General features: G+C 42.1%; 15 protein-coding genes. 1 reads left to right on the forward strand and 14 read right to left on the reverse strand.

The window, feature by feature from the left end; genetic code table 11:
• Positions 1–7: 7 nt before the first annotated feature.
• The gene (gene cadX / locus ELZ47_RS11390) at positions 8–346 is read left to right on the forward strand and encodes a Cd(II)/Zn(II)-sensing metalloregulatory transcriptional regulator CadX (protein ID WP_032916123.1); all 339 of its coding nucleotides are present in this window, start codon (positions 8–10) and stop codon (positions 344–346) included.
• A gap of 311 nt (positions 347–657) precedes the next feature.
• Here cadX and ELZ47_RS11395 read toward each other — a convergent pair whose 3' ends face one another.
• From ELZ47_RS11395 to pilM, 14 genes are all read right to left on the reverse strand, one after another.
• Positions 658–1176 (reverse strand): AAA family ATPase, encoded by a 519-nt coding sequence (locus ELZ47_RS11395; protein ID WP_173306647.1) that lies wholly within the window; start codon positions 1174–1176, stop codon positions 658–660.
• Positions 1177–1325: 149 nt separating this feature from the next.
• On the reverse strand, positions 1326–1550 hold the full coding sequence (locus ELZ47_RS11400) for a helix-turn-helix transcriptional regulator (protein ID WP_002894155.1): 225 nt from the start codon (positions 1548–1550) through the stop codon (positions 1326–1328).
• Between the two features lie 2 nt (positions 1551–1552).
• Positions 1553–2149, reverse strand: a complete 597-nt coding sequence (locus ELZ47_RS11405) for a DUF3796 domain-containing protein (RefSeq protein ID WP_125434479.1) — start codon at positions 2147–2149, stop codon at positions 1553–1555.
• A 197-nt stretch (positions 2150–2346) separates the two neighbouring features.
• Entirely contained in the window at positions 2347–3381 is a 1035-nt protein-coding gene (locus ELZ47_RS11410; protein WP_126436055.1) for a SepM family pheromone-processing serine protease, read from the reverse strand.
• A gap of 50 nt (positions 3382–3431) precedes the next feature.
• Positions 3432–4322 carry a hypothetical protein gene (locus tag ELZ47_RS11415; protein WP_126436056.1) on the reverse strand — a complete coding sequence of 297 codons (891 nt, stop codon included), beginning with the start codon at positions 4320–4322 and terminating at the stop codon, positions 3432–3434.
• Between the two features lie 48 nt (positions 4323–4370).
• Positions 4371–5285: a hypothetical protein gene (locus tag ELZ47_RS11420; RefSeq protein ID WP_126436057.1), complete on the reverse strand. Its 915-nt coding sequence runs from the start codon at positions 5283–5285 to the stop codon at positions 4371–4373.
• A 167-nt stretch (positions 5286–5452) separates the two neighbouring features.
• Positions 5453–6052, reverse strand: coding sequence for a glucosaminidase domain-containing protein (locus ELZ47_RS11425; protein ID WP_126436058.1), 600 nt, complete (start codon positions 6050–6052; stop codon positions 5453–5455).
• 34 nt (positions 6053–6086) lie between these two features.
• Positions 6087–6899: a prepilin peptidase gene (locus tag ELZ47_RS11430; protein WP_164549617.1), complete on the reverse strand. Its 813-nt coding sequence runs from the start codon at positions 6897–6899 to the stop codon at positions 6087–6089.
• Complete coding sequence (locus ELZ47_RS11435; RefSeq protein WP_124765700.1) at positions 6896–7960, reverse strand: VanW family protein; 1065 nt, start codon at positions 7958–7960, stop codon at positions 6896–6898. The genes ELZ47_RS11430 and ELZ47_RS11435 overlap by 4 nt, the downstream gene beginning before the upstream one ends.
• Positions 7961–7967: 7 nt before the next feature.
• Positions 7968–9056 (reverse strand): hypothetical protein, encoded by a 1089-nt coding sequence (locus ELZ47_RS11440; protein ID WP_126436060.1) that lies wholly within the window; start codon positions 9054–9056, stop codon positions 7968–7970.
• Between the two features lie 55 nt (positions 9057–9111).
• Positions 9112–10827, reverse strand: coding sequence for an SSA_2305 family type IV pilus system protein (locus ELZ47_RS11445; protein ID WP_420031186.1), 1716 nt, complete (start codon positions 10825–10827; stop codon positions 9112–9114).
• 288 nt (positions 10828–11115) lie between these two features.
• A complete protein-coding gene (locus tag ELZ47_RS11450) occupies positions 11116–12702 on the reverse strand; it encodes a hypothetical protein (protein ID WP_126436062.1) in 1587 nt (528 codons plus the stop codon).
• Positions 12686–13267 (reverse strand): PilN domain-containing protein, encoded by a 582-nt coding sequence (locus ELZ47_RS11455; protein ID WP_002899352.1) that lies wholly within the window; start codon positions 13265–13267, stop codon positions 12686–12688. Before ELZ47_RS11455 ends, ELZ47_RS11450 begins: the two co-directional genes overlap by 17 nt.
• Positions 13267–14679, reverse strand: a complete 1413-nt coding sequence (gene pilM, locus ELZ47_RS11460) for a pilus assembly protein PilM (protein ID WP_048773764.1) — start codon at positions 14677–14679, stop codon at positions 13267–13269. Before pilM ends, ELZ47_RS11455 begins: the two co-directional genes overlap by 1 nt.
• Positions 14680–14695: the final 16 nt, after the last annotated feature.

A 14695-nucleotide genomic window follows, 5' to 3' on the forward strand; every position in this document is an offset into this window, starting at 1 on the left:
AAAAATTATGAAAAAAGATAGTATCTGTCAAGTGGATGTTATAAATCAACAAAATGTTACAACCGCATCGAACTACCTTGAAAAGGAAAAAGTCCAAAAATCACTTCGCATTTTATCAAAATTTACCGATAATAAACAGATAAATATCATCTTTTATCTCCTTGCCGTCGAAGAACTCTGTGTCTGCGATATAGCCTGTTTATTAAATCTCAGTATGGCATCTGCCTCCCACCATCTTCGTAAACTAGCCAATCAAAACATCTTGGATACTAGAAGAGAGGGGAAAATTATATATTATTTTATAAAAGATGAGGAAATCAGAGATTTTTTTAATCAACTAGGATAACAACTATTTTTACTACTTTTCCATGATTATATATAGGACTTATCTATGAAATTTTTTGATGAAAATTACTCACAAGAAAGACCTACTCGTAGCAAATGTTTAAGAAAAAAGTATAATTTAAAGCAAACCGACTTGGACTATAAAGAAATTATTTTCTAAGATATTACCAAGTTTGTTGATGATTTGTTTTACCACTGCTTCAGCTCTATTATATTTAGAGATTTAGAAACTGTAGATAGAAGTGAAATAATTGAGATAAAGAAAAGCCTTTGAAATCAGTATTTCAAAGGCTTTTTTTCTTTTATTCGTTCTTAAACAAAAAATCGATCTTCTGTTTTTATGAGATTCACAGTTTCTCTGATATCTAACTGATCCGTATAAAGGAAATGCTCCTGAGTAATATTTTTAGCTAGAAACTCTTTTCTAGATTTGATTGATAAGTCACCCGTTCTTTCTATTTCATTTCTGGATAGGTCCCTTTCTTTAAGCTTTTCTTCTTCTGCCAGCAATACACAGTATTTTAATCTTGTTTGTCTGGCCTTTAAAAAATCTGTAATTTTTTTGATTTGTTCCTCGAATATGACATAGTCTATGATGATAGTCATGCTTCTATTAAGTAAATTGCTGGTAAGACTAATGATATTGTCCCAGAATAAATCCATGTAGTAGCCATCGTCTTCCCAAGGTGCTACTAAGCCGCTTTTAACCATTAAATAAATCATGTCGCCTTCTATCACAGCACTCTTGTCAAAAGAATAGGCTAATTCTTTACTGACACTGCTTTTTCCAACACCTGGAGGACCCGAAATGATATAAACACAATTTTCCAACCTAATACCTCTATACTCTACATACTTGCTCATATTATAGCATTTTTTGGAAAAAGATAAAAACGATGATTCATATACAAATTGAATACTCTAAGCAGCAAACTGCCTAGAGTATTCTGGTTTATGTCACTAGCAGGTCTCGAAAAGAATTATGCCTCCTCTTTCTGTCTGAGTTCAAAGAGATCTTCCACTTTAAGGTTAAAAACTTGAGCAATTTTGAGAGCCATTTCCAGCGAAGGGTTGTAGCGGTTATTTTCCAAGTGCAGAATTGTCTCGCGCCGCATGCCGATGCGGTCGGCTAGCTCCTGCTGGGTCATGCCCATGGACTCACGAACAGATTTGAGATTAGTGATAATCTTGCTTTCTTTGGCCATGGTTATCCTCTCCGTTCCAAAATAAGATAGACAACCGCAAAGATGCAAATCAAGGCAGCTATGCTAATAAAGAACTGACCCATGTAAAGAGTGAGAGAACCCATGTACCCAATGATAACTGCTAGGATTATCAGTGCGCCTAGTATAAAAACAAACATCAAGCTAGCTGCCTTAGCTAGATTAGCATAAAAGCGTTCGTCTGGAGTTTCCTTGACATTTTTCAAAGAGAAAAAACCAAATACAATCGCTTCAATAACGAGGCCAACTCCCAAAATCCATTCCTTAATACTGGATCCTTCGCTTGGGGTTGCAACCCAAATTCCTACTGTATAAAAAATGGTTGCTGCAAACAAAAGCATCGTGTATAGCTTAGCAGACAAGTCAAAAATAGTCTTTCCCTTACCTTTCTGACTCTTATGAGGCCATGGTTTCATGTGCAGCCAGCCCCAAATAGCTACAATCTGACCTAACACTGAAATACCGAGAATAATCAACTTGGGTCCCCAACTAAGATTGGAACCAAATAAAACAGTAAAATCAATAAAGAGAGCTGCGGCAATCATTGTAATGAGGCCACCCGTTTTTTGACTTTTTTTCATGATAGACTCCTTTCCTTATGTTAGAAATATTTAACACTCTTTATGTTATAAATATATCACACTTCAATTTGGAAAGCAAGAATTTATGTGCCAAGGTGGCAATTATTTGAAAAAATTCTATAATAAAAGCCCTGGCCAGATAAATAACCAGCAAGAGCTTGTGTTTCTATTGACTATTTATAGAGTAGTAAAGTCTCTTATTCCATCTCTCTGAGATAGTTCAAAGCTTCGTTGAAGGTTTTGACAGGGACGATTTTCATTTTACTCTTGATTTTGATAGAAGCGCGAAGTGCCTCATGGTAGTTAGAGCGCAGCTTGGGATTGTACTGGGCAATATCAGCGTCAATGGTATCATCAGGAACAAAGAAAATCTCAGCGCCTGCCTTATCTGCAGCCATGACCTTCATCTCTATCCCGCCAATCCGGCCAACATTTCCCTTGTGGTCAATCGTTCCAGTACCAGCAATAGCTTTTCCTTTGGTAATGTCTTCAGACACGAGCTGATTGTACAGCTCCAAACTGAACATGAGTCCACCAGAGGGGCCTGCCACACCGTTGCTCTTAAACTTTGTCAGAGGATTCATGGCAACACTGGCTTTAGAACCCAATGCAATCCCCAAACCAGGCTTACCAGTTGTCTCATCCACAATCACAGGACCGCTAGCCAAACCGATTACACCATTACGGCTGTACTCAATTGATACCACATCGCCGACTGTCCGCTGTTCCATCTGATCGACAATATCATATGGACTAGTGTAAGTCTGATTGTCAATCTTTAAAATCACATCGCCTTTCTGCAGCTCCTGAGCTAACGGCGTCTCTTGGCTGACAGCATCCACAAAAATCTCTTTATGTCTAATCTCAACAGTATGACCGGATGCTTGATAAGCTACCTGTAAGGCATTGAGATGGGAAGATCCCATAGTGCTGTTCTCTCGCTCTTCCCGTCCCTTCTCCTTATCAAAATAGTTTTCAGGTACAGAGACATACTCTGTTTCCAGCCTGTAATTAGGCAGCAAAGTCAAAAAGAGACTGAACACCCGAGCATCGGAAACGCCGACAGCCATGACATAGATTTGACCTTTTCCTTGATTAGTTCCTCCTTGAACTTGGACAAAGTCTTTGGCATTCAAAGCCGGTCTCAAGGTCTCCACTTGATAAGGTAGGGGGATAAAGCCAATCCCAGTTAACACCAAAGCTGTTATTAAAATTCTTGTTACTGATTTCATATCCTTCCTCTTGTTTCTATAAAGTTATTGTCTGGACTTGCGACTTTGACTTAATCACCAAAATCCACCACTTCTGTATCATTTTCCATCAGAGTATCGGCAAAAACTGTCCGAACAACCAGAACAAATACACAGTAAAAGCTACTGAAAACTAGGACAGGAATCATCTGAATCAGGCCAAGTAAATCATCCAGTTCCCCCAGCAAGGGACCAATATACTGCCTTATCAGATCCATCAGGAGATGAGTGCCCAGCCCAATCAGCCCACCAAAAGAAGCTAGAAAAAAGCTGAGCAGAACATAACGACCCCTGCGCTCCTTCATCAGCAGGACTGACTTTCTCAGACAACCATAAAAAGAAAGCGGCTTGGCCAGATTGTCCCTGGAGCTAGTATCCTGAATGATATAAGACAGCAAAAAGAAGTGCGAATCAACCAGATAAGTGAAGAGCAGGTAAAAAACCATGAACAAGAAAGGAAAAAGAAACTGGAAAATCACAATGGCCTCTGGACTTACTGCCCTCCGATAAAAGGCAAAGAGACTAGCCACCCCAAGATTGATGCCAATTGCCGACCAACCCATGTATAGAATCAGAACCTGGACGGCACTGACAATGAAGGAATAAAAGAGGCGAGTAAGCAAGCCATCTGAGATACTGTACCAAACTGCATAGCCAAAATAGAGCTTGACCATATGCGGATTTCGTATCACTGTCAAGGCAAATTTATTGACGTAAGCAAAACCGAAGGCAATTATAAAAGCCAAACAGGTCAAGACTAAAATGGACCGGTAAGACCAACTCGACACCAGCGGAAAAAGAAACCAAGCCAGTGTTGCAAGCGGGATTCCGACCAGCAAAAGGCCTTTCAGCCAAACAAAATAATATTCTGTAACAAAAACCCAAGCTTCTCTGAAAACCCTTGTTACTTTTACATCATTCATCGTTCATTATCCTAAATCCTAAAACCCTTTCTAATTTTTTCATAAATATTAATCTCCAAAATTAACTATTTCCCGATCATAAGACATCAGGATGTCGGCCATAACCGAACGGGCTGCCAAGGCATAAATCAGCAAAAAGCCATTTATCATACTAACAATCATTCCCACAACATTAGACACGCCATCGCCAAAAAGTAAACTCAAAACTTCTATTAGACCCAATACTACAGGAATAAGCTTTAAGACAAGCTCTACCAGTAAGTAACGCCCCCTCTGACCATTCATACGAGAAAAAGACTTGCCCAAGCTACCAAAGGCTGACAGAGGACGCAATAGGTTATCAGAGGAGTTGGTATCTTGAATAATATAGGGCAATAAGAAGAAGTGAGAGACGATAAAATAGCTGTAAAACAAATGGAATACCAAGTTAAACATTGGTGCTATCAAAAAAACCAGGAAGAGCATACTAGCCATCTTCTCTTGATTATTTGCAACCCAAATAAGCCAAGTTCCTATAATTTCTTGAAAATTTGCATCTGACATCAAGACATTATAGGAGTATACTAAAAGAAGTAACATAGCCAAGAAAAAGATGAAGACGTAAATAGACATAGAAAGCAAACGCCCAAAAAAGCCATCAGAAATACTGTAGCCAACAGCTCTCCAGAAGTTTCTTCGCACCATCTGCGGATTACGAACCATGGTCAAGGAAAACTTATGGATATAAGCAATCATAAAAGAGCACAGAAATCCAAAGAAAATCATACTTGGAAGAAATGTAGAAGTCCATGGAGAAAAAAATAGAATTAACAGCCCCAGAATAAAAAATGGCAGTTGAATGATAGCAAGCCCTGCTGTCCATACAAAAAAGTAGTCAACAGTCAGTCCCCAGGCTTCCTTTAACACATCGCTTACGTCAATCTTTCTTTTCATAAATCCCCTAATTAAGTCATTTTTCGCCATAAAAGACGATGTAGATGTCGCAGAAGCAAGTTTTTTATTTTTTAGTCCCAAGAGGATGATTAGGAATTTTTAGAGTCCCAGAGAGCAGCAAAAACTCCGTCAATCACCTCACCAAAAGAAATTCTTTCTATAATAAAGCAAGCTGAGACATGATTGTCCCAGCCGCCTTAACCTTTTTTCAAAAAATTTCGAATACGAATCATAATCTTGCTTGACCAAGTTTTGTCAGATGCGTATCTTACATTGATAGCAGCCATGCTCTTACCATTGTAGAACTGACCGCCAGGCTTGAGATAGTGCTCGCTAAGATAGCGGGCAACGGTATCTATACCATCGTCAAATGTTGCGAAATTTCCTGCACTGGAAAAAGGACTGGAGTCATAAGCCATGAAACCAAACAGGTTGTGCTTGGCCTGAGCAATCTGACTGCGGCCGTAATCCGATTCGTGAATAGCCAGCCCTACGAGAAAAATTGCATTAACTCCATGATCTTTCTCTGCTTTTTTGAAAGCTTTTCCCAATCCAGCCATCGGCGTGCCAGCCAAACGACTATCAATGAAATCGGCTGACACTGTGCTTGGCACTGTTACATCTTCTGAAAAGACGACTGCTCCTGTTTTCTTGGCCTGAAACTGATCTGATACCTGCACTAAAGACGGATCCAGACTGGCCTTTTCATTTGCCGCTAGACGGCTGACAGACAACACACTGCCTGAAAAGACAGTAGCTGTCGCTAATGCTATAATAACTTTTTTCTTCCTAAACATTTTTTCTATCCATTTCTATGTCGCTTTTGGTTTCCTAGATTCCTCCCCAGAAATATAGGATGACCGCCATGATACTCATAGCAGGACCAAAAGGGACTTCTTCTTTCAGCTTAAATTTGAATTTCTTAAAGATGGTTGCGATTAAGAGAATAGCTCCAGCCACAAAGAAAGAACCATATCCCAAAATCAGCGTATTCAAAGGGCTAAACCAACTGCTCAGGGCAGCTAAGTAAAGGATGTCTCCCATCCCGAAAGCCTCTTTCTTGTAATAAGCCTTGGCCCCAAAATAAATGAGAGAGTAGAGACCAGCGCCGACTAGCAGTGAAAGGAGCAGTTCCCAATTAAACTCATTGGTAAAAAACGTAACAGACATGCGGCCCAGCCAGAAAACCAGCAGAACCGAGTCCGAGATGTACTGAGTATCAAAATCGATATAACCGATAATGAGACAAAGTGACACCAAGAGACAGGCTGAAACAACCATCCACGGCCCCTGATCTTGAAAGATCAGATAAGAGGCCAGCCAGAGCAGACCCGTCAGGAGCTCCACAATGAGATAGCGCGGTGAAATCGGCTCCTTGCAGTGCTTGCATTTAAAGCCCTGCATGATAATCGACACAACCGGAATCAGCTCCACCGAAGTCAAGACATGGCCGCAGGACGGGCACATAGACCGACCTTTGGCAATGCTCTTTTCCAGTGGCACACGGTAGATGACGACATTGAAAAAGCTCCCAAATACGACACCTAATATAAATACTAAACTTGCAATCATAATTTTTCCCTTTTTATACTCTTTGAAAATCTCAGGTGACAATGTCAAACTTCGACTTTCCTTGAGTATCACTTAGATGCCAAAATGATGGATACTTGCCCCTCCTCCAAACTTAATGAAAACACCATATCTGTTTCTGTATTGTTTTGAATGGTCAATTCGGTCAAACCTTCAGCCGGCGTTCCGACGTTGAAATACTGTCCTCGATAGGAAATAACATTGGTCCGTGAAAAGGCGAGCTGCTGAATGGCATCTATAATCTGCTCAGCACCCTGACCGTAAACTTCTTTATTATCCTTGCCCTTGACTGGCAGATAGCCAGACTCTGCATTCAAAGCGCCTAACAATTCTGAGATAGACTTGGTCTCACCAGGAGCCAAGTAAACATTCTGCAGCTTGTAAAAGGCTGTTTTCATGTTTTGAGCTTGGGCAGCGTTGGTCGGCAGTGGTACTTCCTTACGCTCTATAAAGTGCGTATATTGGCTCAGAAGTTCACTCTGATCTTCTGCTTCGACAGGCGTGCTCTCAACCTTGACATCATCAAATTTACCAGTCTTGGCAATCTCCTCAGATGCCTGGATAAAAGCAGCAGGGTCAATCTTATAGCCATTAGACTTGTCTCCCACCTTTACATTAGACTCGCCGTCCATGACCAGATGATTGGTCGTTGGAAGCTGACTGAGAACATCAGGGTGGGCAGCTAAGACATCGTTTAAAGGTCTAAGCCAAAAAAGACGGTTAGGATAGATGGAAATCTGTAGATTTTCCTTGGTATCGAAAAACGGTGTAAACTTATCCCAGACTGTCTTGGCTGAAATATTATCCAGCCGCTTGAGCTCTTCTTCTGTGAAATAGCTCAGTCCTAAAAAGCGCATATCTACAGAGAAGTGTTGCCCCGTAGACAACTGAAATGTCGCCTTATAGGGCAGTTCTCTGTAAACTTCAATCTCAGCTTCGCTCCGAGAGCGAACCTTCATAGAGGGACGGCCATTGATACTCAGGTCAATCGTTGGATTAAAGACAAAAATGACATAAAATAAACTACCCAGCAGAAAGGCAGCAAGTGTCGCTGCTGGAAGTAGTTTTTGATATTTTGATGAAACCTTTCTTTTTCTTCTTGACATGAATCTCATCCCAACCTTATACTACGCATTCAGCTAAGCGGATAAGGAATTTACGGTCGATACGGCGAAGAAAATCAATGATGTCATCAGAAACAGTATCTCCGGCATTCAGGATAACTCCTCCATCTGCATTAACAAGATCTTTTTGCAGTGTTTTGCCTACCAGAAGACGTTTTTGCTGATCGATAAAGTCGTTAACAGCTTTCTTTGCTGCAGAGTCTTCCTCAGCAACTGGCGCTGTGCTGATAGTTGTTTCTACTTCCTCAGCAGGGGCTGCCAATACTTCTTCCAAAGCAGCATCCAGACTCAGTGCTGCATCTGTTTCTTCAACTTCTTCTTCAGCTGGAGATGTCATTTCTTGTACCAAATCTTGGACTTCTGGTTCTTCTGCTGTCTCTACGACCGCTTCAGAAAACTCCAAGTCAGAAGCAGCAGCTCCCAGACCTACAGCAGCCAAGGCCTCTGTCAAATCTGTCGCTGCTTCTTCTTTTACATCTACTTTTTCATCTACAACTAGCTCGAATACAGGTGCTTCAGCAACTACTTCATCAATTTTTTCAGTAGGTTTTGCAGCTTCAGTCTCATGGAGCAGATCTGCTGCAGCCAGACGGCCCATCTCTACATCTGCTTCAAGATGAGGAGCTGTCTTTTTTTCATCATTGAGGATGATATACTCTTTACCAATCATCAAGATGCGTGATTTAGGAATTTGAATTTCCTCGCTGGCATCTTCAGAATTAACCACCAAGTAGCCAATTTCATTCTTTTCATCAATATGATAGTCAACAACGGTTCCCACCTTGTTTCCATCAATTGTGATGACGATTTCGTCAAAGATACTGCCCTGTTTGTCGTTCAAGACCTTCAGATCAGATTCTTGCAGCTCTTGAAAGACAGAGCTGTTTTCTACCATGACCGCAAAGTCACCGATACCTTGGATGTTCTTGCTAGAAAGCAAGGCAAAAGGCTGTTCAGACTGCTTTGACTTAATGACAAAAGTCAGATTGACCCCCTCGTCAACAAAGACTTCATGGACTTCACCCAGTCCCATCCCTTTTTCAATCTCAATGACAACGGTCCCTGTGATTGTTTTACAACTTTTCATAATTTCCCCTAAAACCCTTCTAATTGATTACTATCAATTGTATGTTTATATAGTATTAATTTTTCCCGATTTTGTCCAGCAAGTTGAACGCTTCTTGACGAAGATTCTGATCTGAGCTTCCTTGGACAATCTCTTTCAGGTAGCTCTCAGCTTCTTGAACTGCATTAGAAGCCAATAATTCCTGACTTTCCAGTAGGAGGAATTGGAAATAGACTTCTTTATCTCCCGCAGTTGTTGCAGCTGGTTGTGCTTCTGCTGCTTCCTCAGCTTTGAGGATGTCAGTGATTTTCTGAAGCAAATCTTCTTCGGTCTCATCTGCAGCTGGAGCGACTGAAGCAGCCTTGACTTGTGCCTCCTCAGCTTTGAGGATGTCAGCAATTCCCTTGAGCAAATCTTCTTCTGTTTCATCTGCAACTTCTTCTTGAACAGGCCCAGCCTGTGTCCAAACAGCGTCTTCAGAGACTGATTGAACAACTGCTGGTTCAGCAATTTCTTCAAATTCAAACGTTTCTGCTGCAGGTTCGAAGTTGCTTTCTTCCTCCCAAGTCTCTGCCACTTCAGCAGTCAAATCTTCCTCTTCAGACCCAAGCAAATCATGCTGAATCTGGCTGAGAATGTCTTGATAGCCCTGAATATCAGCGCGATCACGACTAACCATGGACTCTTCTGCAGCAGAAAACTCTGGCTCTGAAGCAGCTTGACTGAAGACTGAGTCCATCTGAGCCTCTGGCCCAGCTTTCTCCTCAGCAAAGAAGAGAGATTCTAAGCTGTTAGCTGCTTTTGACTCTTCTGCTCTAACTGGCTTGATATCTCCCGTAGCAGCAAAAACATCTTCCAGGCTGCTGCCTCCTACTTCTTCTGCCACTGGCTGCTGAGCTTGTTCCTGATTAGTGAAGAATTCTTCCTCATCCGGAGAAACAACACCTGTTACCTCAACTGCTTGCGGTCTGAAGTTGCCATAGCTAGACTCCGTATAGGACATCGGTCTAATCTTAGACAGAACAGCTGTCTCAAAGGCTGGATCATCTATATCTGTATAGCCTTGATTGCCGGCTGCATTTGCTTCAGTAGGCTGAATCAGAGAGTTTGCCACCTTAATCTTGGTAGAACCCTTGCGGTGATGAAGCAGGGACTGCAAAAATTCATCATTGGCCTTTTGTGAGCTGTGGTCCATACCCACCATGCCGACCTCAGCTGCCGCTAGCTGACTGTTTGGCTCGTATTCTCCAAAGGCAGGAGCTGTAGCCAAGTTATCAACAGGGTAGAGAGGCTTTACTTTCTCAAATCTTGTCATATCCTTTTTGATAGAACGGTCTGCTAGGGTGCGACCAGAAGCAGATACTCTCTGCCTTACCGGGCTTTCCTCAGCCTGAACCCTTTCTTTACTTTCCTTTCTCATCCCACCGGTTGAAGCATTGGAAAAGTTCAAATCTCTAGCGGTTGACAAGCTTGCTTCCTTAGCTTCCACTTTCTTCCGCGAGCTCTTAGCATGCTTCTGGCTTCTGCTTCGCGTAGAAGCAGTTGCTTTTTTCTTGACCGGAGCTAGCTCCTGTGAAAAGAGCAGCACCATATAGACAGCCAAGGCCAAGGCACAGAGTCCAACAAAGGCTATGCCGGGAACTTGTTGAAAGAGGAATGGAGCACCAATCGCAAATAGCATGACCCATACTACGAGAAAAAGGCGCTTTATTAAAGAAATCCTAGAAACAAATAAAATGCTAATCGTATGCAGCGCTATAAGCCCTGCTCCAAAAGGTAAAAAATATGCCATTTGAATATTTTCGACACCCCCCACTTTCTAAATGATATTAAACTTTTTCAATGCAAAACCAGTCTTGATTTTGTTTTTCCATAAACTCCATTAAAACCCAAAATAGACTCGGGCGTCTATTCTGAGTTTGCTTGTATTATACTTCAAATATCTCTATGTTTTAGTTTACTATAAATGCACCGTGAATACTAGTCTAATAACTTGGTTTTTAGCATTTTTTTAAGAAAAATTTACTCATGCTCTTGAAATTTTAAACCATAGACTTATTTGGTATTTTTTCAAAGTGTTTTAGCTAACTACCAAGTTATTCACAGATAGGTTATCCAGCTTCATAGTCGTCTCAGGGCTTCCTTCGCTAGGAGTTTCGAAGTAGTAGCCCACAATAGTCATTGGATAGCTGAATCCTGGAATGTTTTCAGGATCGAAGCTAACTTCGCGCCAACCAGTCCAGCTGTTAGGACGAATGACGTGAAGATAAATCTTCTGACCGCTGGCATTCTTGACAATCAAGCCAATCTTGCCCTGCCATTGATTAGACAAAGATAGAGAGAAGCTGATAGCATCCGGCTTATTGTTCAAGGATACATACGGTGCTGCAAATTCCATTTCATACATAGTAGATGATTTTGTTGCTGGAATCTTAACCACATTGGAACCTGAACCCTCTAGGAAGTCCGTATTGTCAACTGTCACATCATACTGATTGCTGCCGCCTGACTGAATCAGCTTCAGAGGTGATTCGAAGCGGTAGATAGTTGATGAATTGTAATAAGCTGACAGACCATCATTCCGACTAGACTGAGTGCTAAGCTGCTCCAGATAAGACGGAGCCAGATTGGTACTGCTGTTAGCATTTGCGCTGCTAGTTGTATTGGTCGTTGCAGCCCCCAAACTGCCCTTATTGCCAGTTGCATCTGTGCCGCCACCTGCTGTCGTTACAGATATAGAGCCTGCCTGCCAAGTCGGAATGGCAAATGGAGACTGCCAGTTAGCAAACTGAATCGGTGTCTTATCGACATTGCTCTCCAGAGTCACATAGCGCTCAACGTCTTTAACCTGATAGAAACGCAGCTTGATTTTACCGCTGGTCAGATCAGGGTTTTTGTTTTCCTCCGTGCTAGACAGGCTTTTCTTTCCGCCCAATTCCAGCTCGCTGGAAACGATTTTTTGTTGATTGCCATCAATCAATTCCAACAATTTCAGAACCTGTGTATAAGTTCCTTCGAACTCAATGTCCGCTGTCATCTGCGTGATGTTCGTATTATTGGTCGTTCCGTTCCCTGGTGTCGCTGTGTTAGCTGCAGTTGTTGTTGCAGTATTCGCATCTGATGAAGAGCTGCTGCTTGTTGACGATGAGGACGATGTACCAGACGAGCTAGAGGTCGTACTGGATGAAGAAGACGTCTCACTCGAGCTTGAACTGCCAGTCGTACCAGAAGAGTTGGAGTTTTGCCCCTTGGACGAAGTCGCAGCCAATCCCTCCTGCTGGAGTTCCAACTCTGTGCTCTCAGTGTAGTTGACAGACTTGAATTTAATACCGCTTTCGTTGACCAACTTGTCAATCAAGAAGATGAACTCCCCTTGATTGGTCGTACCATAGTATTTCTTAGCCTGATCCAGAGTCTTAGCATTCAAAGTTTGGAGCTGCTTGGTAAGAGACTTCCTCTGACTAATCTTGGCATTCTTACCTTCCAACTCTGTCGAGATAGTTGCATGCTCTTCAGCTAACTGCGCCATCCGTGTATAAGAATTTGTTACCAGATACCCTCCACCAGCAAGGACCGCTACTCCTCCGACACAGGCCAACAATTTCTTGTCACGCTCATTTAAATTACTCAGGATTTTTTTCTTTTCTTTCTCATTTTTGCTCTTCATTGAAATCTACATCCTTCGTCAAAATTTTAATGTTAAACTTGTACACTGTATTGTTATCCTTTTCCTCGCGAGTAATGTTATCCACAAAAATATGGTTAAACTTCTCTGACTTACGAAGCTCTTCCTCAAACTTAGCGATGGAAAGATGCTCTTGAGACGAACCATTGATTTCTACATTGTCGTTATTAATCTTGATATCGTCAAAAACCAGGTTCCGTGTCACGTTTTTATTGAGGAAGTCCATAAAGGCTTTGTTTACTCGGTGCAAGCGGCGGAAGTCGCCTTCCAGGCTGGTAAAGAGAAGTTCGTCATTCTTGACCGTAACAATCTTATCTTCAGTCTCAGAAACTGCCTTCAGCTCTTGAGCCATCTCTGGGCTCTTGAGCGTCTGCTCCGCTCGGTCAATCTCACCTTGGAGGTGCATAGCGCTAAACTGGAAGAAGCCAATCAGCACAATCATAATCGCTGCAATCCCAGCAAAAGCGGAAATAGCAGCAAGTTTCAGTGGACTGGTTTTAGCCGGTGCCACATGATATTTTGAAAAGTAGTTTAAATCTCTCCGCATTAGTTTGCTCTCCTAATCAACATGGCTGTAGCCGGAATGAACTCCGCATTAAACTCCGCAGAACCTTCCCACAGTACATTCTCATAATCTACATTATCAATTGAGATGAATTCCCGATTCATGTTCTGCTTCAAAATAGATGCCAACTGCCAACAGATGTCCTGGTCCCCAAAGACATAGAAACTGTCAATGTTGAGACCGGTTGATCCGCTGAAGAAGTTTTCAGTATTGAGAATGTGGTTCTTAGCATCAGCCACCCACTCATCCAAGGCCCTCTTCAAAAGACCTGTATCCAGATCATCTGAAGCCACTGCTGGAAGCTTCTGCAGCAGACTAGCGTCGTCTGCATAGCTTAGGATGTCCTTGTAGCCACGGTTGAGATAGTTACTAGTCACAAACTTTCCTTCTGAGTAGAGATAGACACCAATGAAGCTCTTGCTCAGATGTACCATGCCGACATTTTCCTTGGTCAGCTTCTTAGCGCGATTGTTAACCGCCTGAACGCGTTCCAGCCATTTTTCAAAGGTATTAGACTGAAGGTCAAAGACATAAGGTGTCAGCTTCAAATTCTCAGCCAAGCCCAGATATTGCTCTACCACGCCTTTTGGCACAGCATAGACCATGAGTGAGCGGGTATCTTCATCAAGCGGAAAAGCTGAATTAGACTCTTGCTCTTGGAATTGAATAACATAGGAAGTCGGATCAATATCCAGATATTGCTGGAGCTCGTAAGATACCAAGCCCTCAATATCCTCATCATTCTGCACACTAGCTGCCACATCAACCGAACGAGCGATGATATTGGTATTGCCCAGAGCAAAGAATGCATACTTAGCAGTGATAGCATGCTGCTCCATCAGGTCACTGATAATGTTTTTGAGAGTAATCGGGTCGATAATCTCACTATTCAGTACAACACCTTCTGGCAGATTGGCAGATGCCATTTTGATAATCTCCAGCTCATTGCGCTTCTGTCTAGCAACAACCAGATAGACTGATTCGTCAGTGAAGTCAATGGCCATCAGATTACCCTTGATTGGTTTACCAAACATAGTGTAAGGTGCATGCATTCTAGTGACCGGCTGGCTCGCCGCACCACTGCCTTTCTTAGCAAAGAGTGAACGATTGCCAGACTTAGCAGGCATGTCATCACTGCCACTATTCTTAGAAAAGAGCGGCTTGTTGAGCTTGGTTAAGAAGCTCCCTTTTGCTGTTGACTTTTCCTCATCGTCAAAGTCTTCTTGACGATCTGACTTGATTTGAACTCCTTGAATAGATAAGTGTTCTTTATGTTTCCCTTTTGATGAGAAGAGCGGTTTATTTAATTTTCCTAAAAATGAGCCTTTTTTCTCATTATCTTCTTCGTCCAGAGCTCTTCTGCGCCCCTTGGACGAAAACATATTTTTTGCCATAATCTCCTAATCTCCC

Source organism: Streptococcus sanguinis (genome assembly GCF_900635155.1).
Taxonomy (GTDB): Bacteria; Bacillota; Bacilli; order Lactobacillales; family Streptococcaceae; genus Streptococcus; species Streptococcus sanguinis_G.